Here is an 18,440-nt window from a genome sequence, read left to right on the forward strand (position 1 = left end):
AACGTCTATTATGGCAAAAAAAATTATTAGAAGCGATGAAAAAAAGTCTATTTTCGGCCTAGAAATTAACGGCCCTGTATTCTTTTCTTCTGCTATCATTATTATTATTACAATAGTCTTAACCTTAATATTTAAAGACACTGCTAAAGAACATTTCGACAACATACAAAGTGCTGTTGCTAATAATGGTGGCTGGTTTTTTATCTTGATGGTTAATGTGTTTTTAGTTTTTATGGTCTACCTAGCTTTTAGCAAATATGGTAGATTAAGAATTGGAGGACAACAAGCCAAACCCGAGTTTAAAACCATGTCTTGGTTTGCTATGCTTTTTAGTGCCGGAATGGGTATTGGTCTCTTATTTTGGAGTATTTCTGAGCCTATTACCCATTTTTCATCTCCTCCAATAACTACCGAAGGTGGCGCTGCTGCTGCACAAGAAGCTATGAACTTCACATTTCTTCATTGGGGCTTTCATGCTTGGGGAGTTTATGCCTTGGTTGGTCTAGCACTCGCTTACTTTACATACTCAAGAGGACTACCTTTAACCATACGCTCCGTATTTTATCCTTTTTTAGGTGACAAAGTATATGGAATTATAGGTGATATCATTGATATTTTTGCTGTGTTAGCAACCATTTTTGGGTTAGCCACTTCCCTTGGATTAGGTGTAAAACAAATAGCTGGAGGTTTAGATCACGTATTTAACATACCCGGCGGACTAACAACACAAATATCTTTAATAGCCGGTGTTACAGCAATAGCCACAATCTCTGTTGTACTAGGCGTAGACAAAGGCGTTAAGTTTTTAAGCGAATGGAATATGCGTATTGCCGTGCTACTATTATTACTAGTTGTTGTTTTAGGACCAACTATATATATATTCCAATCTTTTGTACAGAATACAGGAAGTTATTTTTATAACTTTTTAGAGATAGCTACTTGGACAGAAAGCTACAATAATACAGGATGGCAAAATAGTTGGACCGTTTTTTACTGGGGCTGGTGGATTGCATGGTCGCCTTTTGTAGGTATTTTTATAGCGCGTATCTCCAAAGGACGTACAGTTAGAGAGTTTATTTTAGGGGTTTTAATTATCCCTGCTTTAGTAACCTTTTTCTGGATTAATGCTTTTGGAAGTACAGCCGTACAAGAAGCACTTTTAGGTAACTTAACTATTGTAGAAGCCGTTAAAGACGATGTAGCAACTGCTATGTTTGTCTTTTTAGAGGACTTTCCTTTAGCTACAGTTTTAAACATTGTTGCCATTATCTTAGTCGCTGGTTTTTTTATCACCTCTTCAGATTCTGGGTCATTAGTGGTTGATAGCATTACCTCTGGCGGCAAAATTGATGCCCCTGTTGCACAGCGTGTATTTTGGGCAGTAACAGAAGGCACAGTTGCTGCTGTATTGCTTGTTGGAGGCGGCCTTAAAGCACTTCAAACAGCAGTAATAGTAACAGGCTTGCCGTTTGCATTAATTTTACTCGTTATGTGCTATTCGTTACTTAAAGGACTTAAAGAAGATTTATTTAAACTTAAAAAACGAGAACAGCAAAAAGAAATTGATAATTACAAAGACATTGTCTCTGGTATTGTTAAGAAAAGACAAATTAAAGAACCTAAAAAATAACTTATGGCAACTACAATTAACAACATACTTGTCGCTTTAGATTTATCTGATATAGATGAAACTTTAATTAGATACGCTTCCTATTTATCTCATGTTTTAAAAGCAAAAAAAGTCTATTTTGTTCATAACATAAAAAAGTATGAAATATCGGAATTGTTTGAAAATCAATTAGAAGATCTTAACCTAGAAGAAATGATAGGCGATGAATTAAACGAAACCGTAGAAAACCTTTTTGATAGCAAGTCAGACTGGGAAGTACTTATTTCTAACGATCCCTATTCTGAATCATTAATAAGCTACATAGTTAATAAATATAGTATTCAATTAACTATAGTAGGAAACAAAAACAGAATTAAAGGTACTGGTGTTGTAAGTGGAAAATTATTGCGCATGCTAAAATGCCATCTACTTACTATTCCAAAAGATGCAAAACCAACTATTAATAGTCTTTGTATTGGCACTGACTTTTCTAACGCGTCAAGAAAAAGCTTTATTATGGCCAGACAACTTAAAGAAGCCACAAGTTGTCTTGTAAAAGCTGTTCACATATACAATGTACCACTACAATTTTCTCCTTATTTGCCCAAACAAAACTTAATCCCTACCATTGAGAAGCATATTGAGGAAAAGTCTAAAAAGTTTATTAAACGTCTTAAAGATGACGCTAAAGATGTTGCTTTTGAAATTATCCCTGGACGCAGTTCTAGTATCGATGAAAATCTCCACGAACAATGTAAAAAAGAAGATTTTGATATGTTAATGGTTTCGGACAAAGGCGGAAACACATTCTCTTCGTTATTAGTCGGTAATGTCACCGAAGAACTTTTTAATGAAGATCTCGAACTTCCGCTTTGGGTTTGTAAATAAACAAACATTAAATCATAAAATAAAACACCCCAAACCAATGGTCTGGGGTGTTCAAAATACAATTCTGTTTCTCTTTAAGAGACACATTACATATTTCTTCGATATTGCCCACCAACTTCAAACAAAGCTGATGTAATTTGCCCAAGCGAACACACTTTTGTGGCTTCCATAAGCTCTTCAAACATATTCTCGTTGTTCAATGCTGCTTGTTGCACTTTGTTTAAAGTAGCCTCAATTTTATCTTCATAGGTTTTATGAAGGTTTTCCAAGGTACTTATCTGATTTTGTTTTTCTTCCTCGGTAGCACGTATCACTTCTTTAGGTTGAATAGTTGGCGACCCTTTACTACTTAAAAACGTATTTACACCAATAATTGGAAACTCACCATTATGCTTTAAGGTTTCATAATACAAGCTTTCTTCTTGTATTTTACTACGTTGATACATCGTTTCCATAGCACCAAGCACACCCCCGCGTTCGGTTATTCTATCAAACTCGGTCAATACAGCTTCTTCAACTAAATCAGTTAATTCTTCGATGATAAATGCACCTTGAATTGGATTCTCGTTTTTAGCCAACCCTAATTCTTTATTGATAATCAACTGAATGGCCATTGCACGACGCACACTTTCTTCGGTTGGTGTTGTAATAGCTTCGTCATAAGCATTCGTATGCAATGAGTTACAGTTATCGTAAATCGCATACAAGGCTTGAAGCGTTGTTCTAATATCGTTAAAATCGATTTCCTGAGCGTGCAAACTACGTCCAGATGTTTGAATGTGATATTTCAACATTTGCGCCCTGGCATTAGCACCGTATTTATGCTTTAAGGCCTTGGCCCAAATTCTACGTGCTACACGACCTATAACTGCATATTCAGGATCGATACCATTACTGAAGAAGAACGATAAATTTGGTCCAAATTTATTGATGTCCATACCACGTGACAGATAATACTCTACATACGTAAACCCGTTGGCTAAGGTAAATGCCAACTGTGTAATTGGATTAGCGCCAGCTTCGGCAATATGATACCCAGAAATAGATACCGAGTAAAAATTACGCACTTGGTTTTCTATAAAATATTCCTGCACATCACCCATTAAACGCAAAGCGAATTCTGTAGAGAAAATACACGTGTTTTGCGCTTGGTCTTCTTTTAAAATATCGGCTTGTACCGTACCACGAACTTGCGCAATGGTTTTAGCTTTTATCTCAACATAAACTTCACTTGGCAATACTTGATCTCCAGTAACCCCTAACAACATTAACCCTAAACCATCGTTACCTTCTGGCAACTCACCGTGATATTTTGGGCGCTCTTTACCTTTATAGATGTCGGCAATTTTGGCTTCTACTTCTGCTTCTAAACTGTGTTCTTTAATATATAATTCGCATTGCTGATCGATAGCAGCATTCATAAAAAAGCCTAATAACATCGGGGCTGGACCGTTAATAGTCATACTTACCGACGTCATCGCATCGGCTAAGTTGAATCCCGAATACAATTTTTTAGCGTCGTCCAAACAACAAATACTTACGCCAGCGTTTCCTATTTTCCCATAAATATCTGGTCTATGATCGGGATCGTTTCCATAAAGCGTCACACTATCAAAAGCTGTCGATAAACGCTTTGCCGGCATACCTAAACTCACATAGTGAAAACGACGGTTGGTACGTTCTGGACCACCTTCTCCAGCAAACATTCTTGTTGGATCTTCTCCTGTTCGCTTAAACGGATATAGCCCAGATGTATAAGGAAATTCTCCCGGTACGTTTTCTTGTAATACCCAACGCAACACATCACCCCAAGCTTGATATTTAGGCAAGGCTACTTTTGGTATTTGTGTATGAGACAAAGACTCTGTGTGGGTTTCTATTTTAATTTCTTTATCGCGAACCTTAAACGAATAAATTGGGTCTTTATATCTATTGACTTTATTATCCCATCCTGTAATAACTTCCCAATTATAAGGATCAAGGTTCATTTTAATACGGTCAAATTCTTTTAATAACAATCTTAAAAACTCCTTCGTGCTGTCGTCTTGAGCATGGTTTAGAATGGCGTCTTGATCCAGACCATTTTTATCAAGAATAGACTGTTCATTATCTTCTACAATTCCTGCTACCGAACAAATGGTTTTGTAAACACCATATAGTTTTTGAGCTACGACAACCTGTTCATCAGCAGTTTTGTCATAAGCACGATTGTTTTCTGAAATTTCAGATAGATAACGTGTTCGTGATGGCGGAATAACAAAAATTTTCTCGCTCATTTCTTTCGAAATCTCGAAAGTTGATTGTAAATCGGCATCGGTCTTATCCACAATCTTATCCATAATCGCTTTATAAAGCGTGTTCATTCCTGGATCGTTAAATTGCGACGCGATGGTTCCAAAAACCGGTAAATCGTCTTGTTTAACATCCCATAATTGATGATTGCGCATATATTGTTTTTTCACATCGCGCAACGCATCTTGAGCACCACGTTTATCAAATTTGTTTATCGCCACCAAATCGGCAAAATCCAACATATCAATTTTTTCCAACTGTGTAGCTGCACCAAATTCTGGTGTCATCACATATAATGATACATCGCTGTGCTCTAAGATTTCAGTATCACTTTGTCCAATACCGGAAGTTTCTAAAATAATAATGTCATATTCGGCTGCTTTTAGCACTTCAACCGCTTCATTTACATATTTGGACAATGCCAGATTAGATTGGCGTGTAGCCAAACTACGCATATAAACACGAGGTGAATTAATGGCATTCATACGAATACGGTCGCCTAACAACGCGCCACCTGTTTTACGTTTTGAAGGATCGACAGAAACAATCCCAATAGTTTTTTCAGGAAAATCGATTAAGAAGCGGCGTACCAATTCGTCTACCAAACTAGATTTACCCGCACCACCAGTTCCTGTAATCCCTAACACAGGCGTTTTTGAGGTTTTATTTTTCTTATGAATACGATCTAATGCTTCCTTGGCTATTTCTGGAAAATTCTCTGCAGAAGAAATAACTCGTGCTATGTTTTTAGGGTTTTGTTCAGAAAGTGTCTCAACTTCCCCATTTAATTGATCGCCAATGGCAAAATCAGATTGTTTCACCAAATCGTTAATCATACCTTGAAGTCCCATTTCACGGCCATCGTCTGGCGAGTAAACACGAGTAATGCCATAGTCCATCAAATCCTTGATTTCTTCAGGAAGAATAACGCCGCCGCCGCCGCCAAAAATTTTGATGTGGCTAGCGCCTTTTTCCTTTAACAAATCGTGCATGTATTTAAAATACTCGTTATGACCACCTTGATAGGAGGTCATCGCAATAGCATTGGCATCTTCTTGAATGGCTGTATTGACTACTTCTTCGACACTACGATCGTGCCCTAGATGAATAACTTCCACGCCTGTAGATTGAATAATACGACGCATGATATTTATAGCCGCATCGTGCCCATCAAATAGCGAAGCTGCTGTTACAATTCTTACTTTATGTTTAGGTTTATAAGGTGCAATTTGTTCCATTGATAAAAAATGTGTTTTTAAGGAGCACAAATTTACGGATTATTCAATAAAAACAGCGAATTGCTTTTTATATTCTAAACCAACTTCCAACTATTATTCCTAAATATTGAAGTAATAGTAACATTGTAATAACCTACCCACTATATTTAAGCCCTATTTTTAAATATTAAAAACACTTAAAAACTTGTGTTTTTCACATTTTTTTAACATATTTATTAATAAATACACATCATAGCGCAAAAAACAATATCAATATTCCTTTTCGAACTAACTAAGTGACTAACACAAGAATACTGTGTCTAAACTAATAGACAAAAAAACAGAAGTTTAATTTTATTTATTAACCAAATTAATTTTAACACATGAGAAATCTATTATTTTTAACTCTATCACTCTTCATTTCTGGTAGCATATTTGCTCAAGGATTACCTGATAATCCAGATCCAGGAAAATGCTATGTAAAATGCATTACAAAAGACGAGTTTAAAGAAGTAACTGAAACTATTGAGGTTTATCCAGCCTATAATAAATTAGAAGTTGTTCCCGCAACATACAAAACTGTTGAAGAGCGCGTTTTAGTAAAAGAAGCAACAAAAAAGTTTGTATATGTTCCCGCTACATATGAAACTGTTGAAGTATCGTATGTGAAAAAAGCTGGCAGAACTGATCTTACTGTAGTTCCTGCATCTTTTGGAAAAGACTCTAGAACGTTTGAGGTTTATCCAAAAACCTCTGGTTGGGAATACAAAGTTCTTGAAGATTGCCCATCGGTAAACAAAGAAGATTGTGTTGCTGCTTGTTTTGTAGAATATCCAGCACAGTATAGAGATGTTCCTTTTACAACATTAACTAAAGACGCAAATACAGAAGACGTCCCTGTTGCAGAACAAACAACAACTTATAAAAAGCAAGTAATTAAAACACCTGCTAGAGTTGACGAAATTGAAATTCCTGCAGAATACGCAACCATTACAAAACGTGTTGTTGACCAACCAGCCACCACAACAAGCGTTACTATTCCTGCTAAATCTGAAACAGTTACAAGAACAGTTCTTGATAAAAAAGGTGGCATTACAACTTGGGAAGAGGTTGATTGCGAATTATTGACTCCTACAGTACTTCCTATTTTCTACGAACTAGGTAGCGCCAGATTAACATCTGCTTCTAAGAAAGTAATCGACGAAACATTGGTGCCAATATTAACAGATTCTAATGTAAATATTGAGATTATGGCACATACAGACTCTAGAGGAAACGATAGTTTTAACATGTCTCTTTCTCAACAACGTGCTAATGCTGTTGTTAATTATTTAGTAGGAAAAGGATTTTCAAGAAGCAGAATGGCTGCTAAAGGGTTTGGAGAAACTAGATTAACAAACCGTTGCTCTAATGGCGTTGATTGTTCTGAAGCTGAACACCGTAAAAACCGTAGAACAGAGTTTAGAGTTATCAATAATAACTAAACATAAGTACTATTAATTATTCCTAAAAAGCACCTATTTACTTAGGTGCTTTTTTTATTTGGTAAACGGCAACCGTATTGTTTTTTTTCTCAACTTTAATTCCGTAAACATCTAAAAGGTTTTGCTCCATTAAACTAAAATACCTATAATGAACTTGCCAATCGTGTAAAGAGTTAGCCGCAATACCTTTAACATTTATGGTTTTTACAGGCAAGTTTAACACCAATGATAAACGATACTTCAAATCATTTAGATAAACATTATTAGCTTGAATATCGGTATCACCAATTAAAAAATTATCGGCATCCTCACCCCAATCTATTTGGCTTGTATCCCAAAGCTTCGCTTCCTGAAAGTCCATAACCAAACATTCCTTTTCTTCCGTTAAAACCTCCACGATTAAACCTAAATTTTCTACAATGCTATCGAAAGCATTTTCTAATACGGTTTTTTTCACGTAAACTTGGTATGCTCCATTATCATCTTCCGCTATTTGTAATTGCGAAACATGCACTTTTAACAAATAGCTTAAAACCTCTTTCAAATTACCTTGAAGCTTAATATAATCGGCTTCTTTAGAAACCTCTAGCGATTGATTAGCTATGTTATTTAATGTTTTAATCTCAATAGGATTTGTGGGTTTATAATCTTGAAGAGGTGATTCTGATGAATTACTTTCGCTAACAACAAAAGTATCATCTACGTTTGCCTTAGCTCTAGTACGTCTTAAAAATCGTTGTAAATCATTAGGCTTAAAATCTGTAGGACTACCTTCCCAAAGTTTGTTTCCGTGAGCATCAATTAAAACGCCGTAGGGCAAAAACTGTACGCCAAACTTCTTCATAGTTTGACTATTAAAATCTGAAAAAACAGCTAATTCTGATGGGTGTTTTTGCAAATGCTTTTTAATTATTGTAGAATTTTCCTCAGACAGAGACACCACATAAAAGTCATTTGAAAATTGTTTTTGTAATACGGTCAAATATTCATTTGCATACACACAAGGTCCACACCAAGTGGCCCAAAAATCGATAAAATAAAGTTTGTTTTGATTGGATTGCGTTATCTTAGAATATTGTACTTTTTGAGACACTTCTATCTGAGAAAATCCAGCTAGAGTTACCAATACAGTTACGATATTAAGAAAAACTAATTTTATATTCACTCCCATATTTATAGAATAACAAGACTACCAAAGCAATTATTGTGCTAAAATATGATTTTACATCTATTTTTATCGAAAACGACGTCTCTAATCAGATTATGAAACGTAATTTTTAAAATAAAAAACTATCTTTGACCTCTCTAAAAAAACAAATTATGTACCGTAAAGTCCTTGCCATTTTCTTAATGATTTCCTTTTTTAATTGTGCCGAGCTACAAGAAGTTGTCGAGCAATTACCCGACACAACTACTGTAGGTATTAGCAATGATGAGATTGCTTCTGGATTAAGAGAAGCCTTAGACAAAGGCATTGATGAGCAAGTTACTAAGCTTACCCAAAAAGATGGGTTTTACAAAAACGAATTAGTAAAAATTATACTACCTGAAGAGTTAAAGAAAGTTGAAAAAGGTTTACGCGACATAGGCTTAGATAACTTAGCAGACGAAGGTATAAAAGCCCTAAATCGTGCTGCAGAAGATGCTGTAAAAGAGGCCACACCTATTTTTGTAAATGCTGTAAAAGACATCACTTTTACAGATGCAAAAAATATTTTATTAGGAAACAACGATGCGGCAACTCAGTATTTAACTTCCAAAACACAAACAGAACTATATAATAAATTTCATCCTGTTATTAACAACTCATTTTCTAAAGTTGGTGCCGACCAAATTTGGACCAACTTAATAAATAAGTATAACAGTATTCCTTTTACCAATAATGTGAATCCTGATTTAACAGATTATGTTACTAGTGAAGCCTTAAATGGCGTGTATAAAATGATTGCTGTAGAAGAACTTGAAATAAGAAACAAAGTCTCTTCCCGCACAACAGACTTGCTAAGAAAAGTGTTTGCCCTACAAGATTAAATGTATTTTTTTATTAAATTAAACTTACACTAATTACCAGCTCAAAAATCTTAACCTATTAATTATCAGATTAAAAAATATTTAATCTACCTTAATCTAATCCTAATATTTACATAACATTGGAGTGCGGATTAAACCTGATATTTGCACTGTATTTCAAACAAAGGAATATCTACTTCATTCTGAAAAATTTGGATTAGTACAAGTTAGTTAGTTGAAAAATCGGTTCGATAAGAGCCGATTTTTTTTTGCCTTGCACACAAATATAACTTGCTGTATTTCAAAAAAATAAATATATTTATAGAACAACTTCTTCAACTATGAAAAAACTAACCAAAATAAAAAGCAAGCAAAGCAAGCTTCAACAGCAATACAAACAGTTAATTGAACAAGCTTATAATTTAAGACAAACCGATTCTGCCGAAAGCGATTTTACAGAATATAAAGCCATAAAACTCTTAAATAAGCTAAATAAACTTAAATATTTGGATAGGGAGTTTTTAAAAAAGCCTGCTTTATAGTTTTTTATAATAATTTTAACCTTTAGATTACATCTAATCCATTAATTATTACGTAATTAAGAGTAACAATTAAAAACAAATAATTACGTATGAGAAAACAATTTTGCAAAGTAGGAAAAACAACACCCAATCCTACCAAAAACAAGACTACTAAAGACACTAAGGCTTTTTCTGAAAATTTTCCTGAATCAGCTTACGCCATTTCAAAAACTGTAAGTTTTAATGATAATTGTATAGCTAAACCTATTCTCTAGAAAAGGCTATATTAAATTATTGTAAATCACTTTTATGCAAGCGTTTAAAATAAGAAAATGCTTTTTTAAGTCTAGAACCATACCACGAAAACATTTCGCCGTCTACTAGCATGACTCTAGTATTTGGAAATTGCTTTTCTAAGGTTTCTTTATGCTCTTTTTTAAACGGATAAGGCTCACTAGAAAGCAATACAACATCCACTTCAGTTAACTTTTCATCATTTAAATTAATTTCTGGATAACGCTTTAAAGAAGCAAACACATTTTTAAAATTATTCTGCTGCAACAAATAGTTTATAAATGTATCGCTACCAGCAACCATCCAAGGCGAACTCCAAATAAAATAAGCCACATTAAGAACTGGCTTCTCCAAAATAAAATCTTGAAATGATTTTTGTGCTTTAGAAATTGAAGTCCCTAATAACGCTGCTTTTCTTTCAACATTAAAAATGCTCCCATACATTGTTATAAGTTCCAGGCAATCATCAATAGTATAAATATCGCTAACATGTACTGACGCTATTTGAGAACACTGCTCAACTATATTTTGTGTATTTTCTTCTTTATTGCAAAGAATTATATCGGGCTGCAACAATTGTATTTTGTCTAAGTGAACTTGTTTGGTACCACCAACAACTAAAGCCTCTTTTTTAATCGTCTTTGGATGAACACAAAACTTTGTAACACCAACTAGGTATTTTTTTAAACCAAGATCACACAACAACTCTGTTAAACTAGGCACTAACGACACAATGCGTTTGGGTGCTTTTTGAAAAACAAGCGTTCTATGTAGTTGGTCTTTAACCTGCATGAATTAAAATAGCTTCCATTTGCTGTTGAAGCTCTTTAGCTTTTATTACTGCTGCCTGAGCGAAATCCCGCTCTTTAGACGCATAAATAATCCCTCTTGAAGAATTAATTAGTAGCCCAATATTTTTGGTCATTCCGTATTTACAGACCTCTTTTAAACTTCCTCCTTGCGCACCAACTCCAGGCACCAACAAAAAGTTTTCAGGAATAATATGTCTAATTTCTTGTAGATATTCTGCTTTTGTTGCCCCAACAACGTACATTAAGTTCTCTGAATTATCCCAAGTCTTTGACGTTTCTAAAACTTGCTTATACAATTCCTGATTATTAACACTAAGCGTTTGAAAATCGAATGCACCTTGATTTGAGGTTAACGCTAAAAGAATAGTATGCTTATCTTGAAAACTTAAAAAAGGCTCTACCGAATCTTTTCCCATATAAGGCGCCACAGTTACACTATCAAAACCTAAGTCTTCCAGAAATGCTTTAGCATACATTTTACTGGTATTACCTATATCGCCACGCTTGGCATCAGCAATGGTATATATTTCAGGATAGTTTTCATTTAAATAATGAATTGTTTTTTCTAATGATTTCCACCCTTTTAACCCGTAAGCTTCGTAAAAGGCTGTGTTTGGCTTATACGCTACTGCCAAGTGATGCGTGGCATCTATAATAGCTTTATTAAAAGCAAATATAGGGTCTTCTTCGTTTAAAAGATAGTTTGGTATTTTATTTAAATCGACATCTAACCCTATACATAAGAAGGATTTTTTTGTTTTAATTTGGTGAGTAAGTTGTTGTGTTGTCATGTTATAAAAAAAGCCCCAAAATGAGGCTTATTAATTAAATAGTTTCGTCGCTTGCTTTTAATTTTTCGGTGTTTTCGGCTAACTGTAATTCGTCTATAATTTTTTGAATATCGCCGTTTATAATATTTTGCAAATCATATAACGTTAAGTTTATTCTATGATCTGTTACACGACCTTGCGGATAGTTATATGTTCTAATTTTAGCACTTCTATCACCAGATGTTACCATGCTACCACGTTTAGCTGCTTCTTCCTCTTGTTTTTTGGCCAATTCTAAATCATATAAACGAGAACGTAACACTTTAAAGGCTTTCTCTTTATTTTTATGTTGCGATTTTTGATCTTGACATTGCGCCACCAAACCTGTTGGCTCATGCGTTAAACGTACTGCAGAATAGGTTGTATTAACCGATTGTCCTCCTGGACCAGAAGAACAGAAATAATCAATACGGACATCTTTAGGGTCAATCTCAACATCAAACTCTTCGGCTTCTGGAAACACCATGCAGGTTGCCGCACTTGTATGCACGCGCCCTTGCGTTTCTGTTTGCGGTACACGTTGTACACGATGTACGCCAGCTTCAAATTTTAATGTCCCATACACATCATCGCCTTCTACTTCAAATTGAATTTCTTTAAAGCCACCATTGGTGCCTTCGCTAAAATCTACAGTACTTACTTTCCACCCTTTGCTCTCGCAGTATTTGGTATACATTCTAAACAAATCTCCTGCAAAAATACTTGCTTCGTCACCTCCTGTTCCAGCACGAAGCTCTACAACAGCATTTTTAGAATCTTCAGGGTCTTTCGGAATTAATAAAAAGCGAATTTCATCTTCTAATGGTGGAATTTTTTCCTTGGCTTCTTCTAGTTGCATTTTAGCCATTTCCACCATTTCTTCATCACTACCATCTTCAATAATTTCTTCGGCCTCCTGTATGCGATCTAATACCATTTTGTATTCTTCTCGCTTATCAACTAAAATTCTTAAGTCTTTGTATTCTTTATTTAACTGAATGTAACGTTTTTGATCGGCAATAATATCGGGTTGGATAATTAAATCGCTAACCTCATCAAAACGTTGCTTTACTATTTCTAACTTCTCTAACATCTACCTTTTTAAATTAGTTGAGCAAAAATACGATAATTTATGAATTGCTTGTAACCAAGTATAAGATTAAGACTTACAAACACCAAAATATTTTATTAAAAAAACCGTTTACTCTTTTATGACACAACATTTAGCTGCCATATTACTATACTACAGAACTTTTATATTGTGGTCTTTTGGTATTACTATTTTTATTACCATAATATCTCCAAAAATTACATCTATCGTTCTAATCAAGTTCCTTATGGTGATATTTTTATGGTTTACAGTTAAGGAAAAAGAAGATAGCCTTAGCCCCAAACTTATGCTTTACAAGAGTTTAAATATTTCTGAATTTAAATTTTTTAGCTCTGTTTATCTTTTAGATTTAATAGTATCGCTATTATTCTTTATTCTGATTAAAGAATTTATTTAAATAAAAAAGAGCGCCTTACAGCACTCTTTTATGTTTCATTTAATTAACCACATTTGGACGAACCGCAATCTTGACACGTTAAGCACCCTTCTTGATAGATTAACTTATCCGAATTACAATTGGTGCATTTTCCTTTAGCCTTTGTACCATCTTCTACAAAACGTTTTAAAGCGCGAACCACACCATTTTTCCAGGTATTAATAGAAGCGCTATCTAATTGCAGACTGTTAATTAAATCCACAACCTTATCTATTGGCATACCATGTCTTAACGTACTAGAAATCAGTTTTGCGTAATTCCAATATTCTGGATTAAACTTATGCGACAAGCCCTCGATAGTTGTTTTATAGCCACGTTTATTTTTATACTGAAAATCGTAACGGGATGTTCCGTCTTCATTTCTATTTTTAATAATTAATCCTTCGGCTACCCATCTTGGTATTAAAATACCATCTTCATCATCGGCTAAACCAGTAAAAATCTCATAAGGTTTACCATCAATTTTACCTATAAAAGCAATCCACTTTTCTTTATTATTTTGAAAGCGCACCACATCAGCTTCTAATATTTGCGGACGTTTTGTAGGGAAGTTTGTTAAAGATTCGGTGTCTTGTTCTTTATCATCATTAGAAATTAACACACCAGAACGCGACCCATCTCGGTAAACAGTCACGCCTTTACAACCCACTTCCCAAGCTTTTAAATATAAGTCTCCAACTAAATCTTCAGACACATCATTAGGCAGATTAATCGTAACGCTTATGGAATGATCTACCCATTTTTGAACAGCGCCCTGCATACTCACTTTACTTAACCAATCTACATCATTCGACGTAGCTTTATAATAGGGCGATTGCTTTACAATTACATCTAATTCTTCCTGCGAACAATTATCATCAACTTTTATGTTGTTAACCTCCATCCATTGTTTAAACCTATGATGAAATACTACATACTCTTCCCAAGAATCGCCAACCTCATCTACAAAATCCACACGTGCATCTTTATCGTTAGGATTCACTTTCCGACGTCTTTTGTATACTGGAAGAAAAACAGGTTCGATACCAGAACTTGTTTGTGTCATTAAACTTGTAGTTCCTGTTGGCGCAATAGTTAATAACGCTATGTTACGTCTTCCATAGGTAACCATATCGTTATAAAGCTGTGCATCAGCTTCTTTTAAACGCTGAATAAATGGATTGTTTTTCTCACGCTCAATATCAAAAATAGCAAAAGCACCACGCTCTTTAGCCGTATAAACCGATGCTTTATAAGCTGCAATAGCCATCGTTTTATGAACCTCAACAGAAAACGCATTTCCTTCTTTAGATCCATAACGAATCCCTAACGCTGCCAACATATCGCCTTCTGCCGTGATACCAATTCCTGTTCGCCTTCCTTCTTCAGCTTTGGTTCTAATATTTACCCATAAATTACGCTCAGTTGCTTTAATTTCATCCGATTCTGGATCGGCGTCTATTTTTTTAATAATAGCATCTATTTTCTCCAACTCTAAATCTATAATATCATCCATGATACGTTGCGCAGAAGCAACATGTTCTTTAAATAATTCAAAATTGAAAGTCGCTTGATCTGTAAAAGGATTTTCTACATACGAAAAGAGATTTATTGCTAATAATCGACAAGAATCGTAAGGACACAAAGGAATTTCTCCACACGGATTGGTAGAAATTGTTTTATAGCCTAAATCGGCATAACAATCTGGCACCGATTCTCTGGTTATGGTATCCCAAAATAAAATTCCTGGCTCGGCTGATTTCCAGGCATTATGAACAATTTTTTTCCATAACTTTTGGGCTTTTATGTCTTTTGAATACTTAGGATTATGGCTAAATATGGGATATTTTTGTATGTAATTGGTATCGTCTTTTACCGCCTGCATAAAGCCATTATCTATTTTCACCGATACATTAGCCCCAGTAACCTTTCCCTGCTCCATTTTAGCATCTATAAAATCTTCGGCATCGGGATGATTTATAGACACCGATAACATTAAAGCACCTCGCCTACCATCTTGAGCAACTTCACGAGTTGAGTTTGAATAACGCTCCATAAACGGTACAATTCCTGTTGATGTTAAAGCGGAATTTTTCACCTCACTACCTCTAGGTCTGATATGTGATAAATCATGACCAACACCACCACGACGTTTCATTAATTGCACTTGCTCTTGGTCTATTTTCATGATGCCACCATAGGAGTCTGAAGCTCCTTCGTTACCAATAACAAAACAATTAGATAAAGAAACTATTTGATATGGATTTCCAATTCCTGCCATTGGACTTCCTTGAGGAACAATGTACTTAAAGTTTTTGATAAGACTGAATACTTGATCTTCTGACATTGGGTTAGGATAACGCTTTTCTATTCGCGCAATTTCCTTAGCAATACGTTTATGCATATCGTCTGGGGTAAGCTCATAAATATGACCTTGGGAATCTTTTAAAGCATATTTATTTACCCAAACTCGTGCGGCCAAATCGTCTCCTTTAAAATACTTTAAGGAGGCCTTGAAAGCTTGGTCTTGTGTATAGTGGGATGTTGGTTTTTCAACCGTGTTGGTACTCATAATGATTTTGTGATTTTTGTCAGGTTAAAACTAGGGTGTGAACTTAGCAAAAAATACCAACTTAAAAAATAACAAAAGTCATAAAGCTACCGAAAAAAATACGGAAAATAAGTGATTATCAGATGCTTAAAAATTTATCAACAACAAAAAGTTGACAATTTTTTAAAATAAAAATAAAAGAAAATATTAAGATATAAACACTAAAAATCAACCACAACACCAACTCCTAGCAACTGTTTCCATTGCACGGTAGCACCTTCTTCTTCATACTCACCTTCCACATCGGTTTCTACTAAAACCTTAGTATCATCATCATATCTTAAATGTGAGCCTAATGTGGCTCTCACGAAGTCATTAACCTTAAAGTCGAAGTTCACCTGCCAATCAACATCTATGTTACCAAAATTGTTTAAGTAGTCTGTGTAAAAACTAACAAAATGTTTTACTGAAATATTTTCGAAGAGTTGCGCCTCGTAGGCATTAGTAAGCAAAACACCAATTTCTTTTCTCACCTTTTCGCCTTCGCGAATTAAATTTCCTTCACTGTCATATTCCGCTGGTCTAACTCCAAAAGACCCTAAATTTGCCAAATCTTCGTCTAAAACAAAAGTTGCCTTTAAAGTTAGCGGTGAAAAATAACTAGAAAACTCATCGATGTTTTTTCCATACTCGACACCACCTCCTAAAAACAAATATCCAGGCGCCATGAACCTTGAAATAGCCTTATTTTTATCGGGGTAATTATAACCATTAGTAAACTGCGATTTAAAATTAAATCGTGCAGAATAGTACCAATTGGTTAGTGTGTCTTTTCGATATCCTACAACAGAACTAATATCAATAATATCGTCTGTTTTACGCATTTTTTGTTCTTGCTGTTTATTTATTCCGTAGCGCGTGAGCAAATTAGTATTCCAAAAAAAATGTCTGAATTGATATTTTAGCTGACTTTGAAAACTTAACAATGCAGAAATAGAGTTACTACCACCAGCATTCCAGTTAACAAAAGCCACCTCACTTATGTCTAAACCAGCTTTGTTAGTCTGCTCCCAAACCCCTTTTGTTGGCAACTTTACATCGTCATTTACATAAAAAAATAAAGAATCTGGCTGAGCTATACTTAAATTAGACACAAACAGAACCACTAAACAAAACAAAACTCTCATTAAAAAAAGTATTATAAATTATTAATATTCAAACGTACCAAACTCACTTTTAATGGTTAATTTCTTCTCTGGAGAAGCTTCAACACGCCCTATAATTTTAGCATCGACATTAAAGCTTTTTGACATAGCAATTATATCATTTGCAATCTCTTTATTTACATATAGCTCCATTCTATGACCACAATTAAACACCTGGTACATTTCTTTCCAATCTGTTTTAGATTGCTCTTGAATTAGCTTAAACAACGGCGGAATACTAAACATATTATCTTTAACAATATGTAAATTATCTACAAAGTGAAGAATTTTAGTTTGCGCGCCTCCGCTACAATGTACCATGCCATGCACATCTTTACTGTTGTATTTTTCAAGGATTTTTTTAATTATGGGAGCGTATGTTCTTGTTGGAGACAACACAAGCTTACCTGCATCTATTGGCGAATCCTGTACTGAGTCGGTTAATTTTACATTTCCTGAATACACTAAATCTTTGGGAACTGAGCTATCAAAACTTTCTGGAAATTTTTCTGCTAGATACTTATGAAAAACATCGTGACGTGCCGATGTTAACCCATTACTCCCCATACCTCCATTATACGATGTTTCGTATGTTGCTTGTCCAAACGATTCCAACCCTACAATAACATCTCCAGCTTGAATGTTAGCATTATCGATAACCTGATCTCTTTTTACTCTTGCTGTTACTGTAGAATCTACGATAATTGTTCTAACCAAATCGCCAACATCTGCAGTTTCGCCACCTGTAGAATGAATGGTTACACCAAAGTTTTTTAACTCAGAAATAAGCTCTTCCGTTCCATTAATAATCGCCGAAATAACCTCTCCTGGAATCAGGTTTTTATTACGCCCAATGGTTGATGACAACATAATATTATCTGTTGCTCCCACACATAATAAATCATCTATATTCATTATTAATGCATCTTGCGCAATACCTTTCCACACAGAAATATCTCCTGTTTCTTTCCAATACATATAGGCTAAAGAACTTTTTGTTCCTGCACCATCGGCATGCATAACCAAACAGTAATCTTCATTATTTGTTAAGTAATCTGGTACAATTTTACAAAAGGCTTTTGGGAACAACCCTTTATCTATATTCTTGATAGCGTTATGCACATCTTCTTTTGAGGCAGAAACACCTCTTTGAGCATATCTTTTGCTTATTTCTTTACTCATGCTTAGTGTATTGTTGGGCGCAAAAATAAGGATTGTTTAT

Annotated in this window: 14 protein-coding genes; 6 read left to right on the forward strand and 8 right to left on the reverse strand. The window is 34.8% G+C overall.

Going from position 1 to position 18,440, the window contains the following annotated elements; all coding sequences use genetic code 11:
* Positions 1-10: 10 nt before the first annotated feature.
* Together EJA19_RS06705 and EJA19_RS06710 are read left to right on the forward strand one after the other, a co-directional pair.
* A complete protein-coding gene (locus tag EJA19_RS06705) occupies positions 11-1,630 on the forward strand; it encodes a BCCT family transporter (RefSeq protein WP_125467574.1) in 1,620 nt (539 codons plus the stop codon).
* Positions 1,631-1,633: 3 nt separating this feature from the next.
* Positions 1,634-2,497: a universal stress protein gene (locus EJA19_RS06710; protein WP_125467575.1), complete on the forward strand. Its 864-nt coding sequence runs from the start codon at positions 1,634-1,636 to the stop codon at positions 2,495-2,497.
* A gap of 86 nt (positions 2,498-2,583) precedes the next feature.
* On the opposite strand, the gene EJA19_RS06715 is transcribed toward EJA19_RS06710, so the two are convergent.
* Positions 2,584-6,027 carry a methylmalonyl-CoA mutase family protein gene (locus tag EJA19_RS06715; RefSeq protein ID WP_125467576.1) on the reverse strand — a complete coding sequence of 1,148 codons (3,444 nt, stop codon included), beginning with the start codon at positions 6,025-6,027 and terminating at the stop codon, positions 2,584-2,586.
* 362 nt (positions 6,028-6,389) lie between these two features.
* Here EJA19_RS06715 and EJA19_RS06720 point away from each other — a divergent pair, with 362 nt between their 5' ends.
* A complete protein-coding gene (locus EJA19_RS06720) occupies positions 6,390-7,490 on the forward strand; it encodes an OmpA family protein (RefSeq protein ID WP_125467577.1) in 1,101 nt (366 codons plus the stop codon).
* Positions 7,491-7,527: 37 nt separating this feature from the next.
* Here EJA19_RS06720 and EJA19_RS06725 read toward each other — a convergent pair whose 3' ends face one another.
* The gene (locus EJA19_RS06725; protein WP_125467578.1) at positions 7,528-8,661 is read right to left on the reverse strand and encodes a TlpA family protein disulfide reductase; all 1,134 of its coding nucleotides are present in this window, start codon (positions 8,659-8,661) and stop codon (positions 7,528-7,530) included.
* Positions 8,662-8,810: 149 nt separating this feature from the next.
* Here EJA19_RS06725 and EJA19_RS06730 point away from each other — a divergent pair, with 149 nt between their 5' ends.
* The 3 genes from EJA19_RS06730 to EJA19_RS12705 all read left to right on the forward strand — a co-directional run bounded on the left by EJA19_RS06730 (position 8,811) and on the right by EJA19_RS12705 (position 10,296).
* Positions 8,811-9,521: a DUF4197 domain-containing protein gene (locus EJA19_RS06730; protein WP_125467579.1), complete on the forward strand. Its 711-nt coding sequence runs from the start codon at positions 8,811-8,813 to the stop codon at positions 9,519-9,521.
* 320 nt (positions 9,522-9,841) lie between these two features.
* On the forward strand, positions 9,842-10,042 hold the full coding sequence (locus tag EJA19_RS06735; RefSeq protein WP_125467580.1) for a Lacal_2735 family protein: 201 nt from the start codon (positions 9,842-9,844) through the stop codon (positions 10,040-10,042).
* An 89-nt stretch (positions 10,043-10,131) separates the two neighbouring features.
* Positions 10,132-10,296 (forward strand): hypothetical protein, encoded by a 165-nt coding sequence (locus tag EJA19_RS12705; protein ID WP_158611364.1) that lies wholly within the window; start codon positions 10,132-10,134, stop codon positions 10,294-10,296.
* Between the two features lie 16 nt (positions 10,297-10,312).
* On the opposite strand, the gene EJA19_RS06740 is transcribed toward EJA19_RS12705, so the two are convergent.
* The 6 genes from EJA19_RS06740 to EJA19_RS06765 all read right to left on the reverse strand — a co-directional run bounded on the left by EJA19_RS06740 (position 10,313) and on the right by EJA19_RS06765 (position 18,400).
* On the reverse strand, positions 10,313-11,107 hold the full coding sequence (locus EJA19_RS06740; RefSeq protein WP_125467581.1) for an ABC transporter substrate-binding protein: 795 nt from the start codon (positions 11,105-11,107) through the stop codon (positions 10,313-10,315).
* Entirely contained in the window at positions 11,097-11,918 is an 822-nt protein-coding gene (gene pyrF / locus EJA19_RS06745) for an orotidine-5'-phosphate decarboxylase (RefSeq protein WP_125467582.1), read from the reverse strand. The genes EJA19_RS06740 and pyrF overlap by 11 nt, the downstream gene beginning before the upstream one ends.
* Before the next feature lie 34 nt (positions 11,919-11,952).
* Positions 11,953-13,029 carry a peptide chain release factor 1 gene (gene prfA / locus EJA19_RS06750; protein ID WP_125467583.1) on the reverse strand — a complete coding sequence of 359 codons (1,077 nt, stop codon included), beginning with the start codon at positions 13,027-13,029 and terminating at the stop codon, positions 11,953-11,955.
* 458 nt (positions 13,030-13,487) lie between these two features.
* Positions 13,488-16,034, reverse strand: a complete 2,547-nt coding sequence (locus tag EJA19_RS06755) for an adenosylcobalamin-dependent ribonucleoside-diphosphate reductase (protein ID WP_125467584.1) — start codon at positions 16,032-16,034, stop codon at positions 13,488-13,490.
* Positions 16,035-16,234: 200 nt separating this feature from the next.
* Positions 16,235-17,200, reverse strand: a complete 966-nt coding sequence (locus EJA19_RS06760) for a DUF3078 domain-containing protein (protein WP_125467585.1) — start codon at positions 17,198-17,200, stop codon at positions 16,235-16,237.
* A gap of 21 nt (positions 17,201-17,221) precedes the next feature.
* The gene (locus tag EJA19_RS06765) at positions 17,222-18,400 is read right to left on the reverse strand and encodes an AIR synthase related protein (RefSeq protein WP_125467586.1); all 1,179 of its coding nucleotides are present in this window, start codon (positions 18,398-18,400) and stop codon (positions 17,222-17,224) included.
* Between the last annotated feature and the right edge of the window lie 40 nt (positions 18,401-18,440).

Origin of the sequence: Mangrovimonas spongiae, from assembly GCF_003944795.1 — a bacterium.
GTDB lineage: Bacteria > Bacteroidota > Bacteroidia > Flavobacteriales > Flavobacteriaceae > Mangrovimonas > Mangrovimonas spongiae.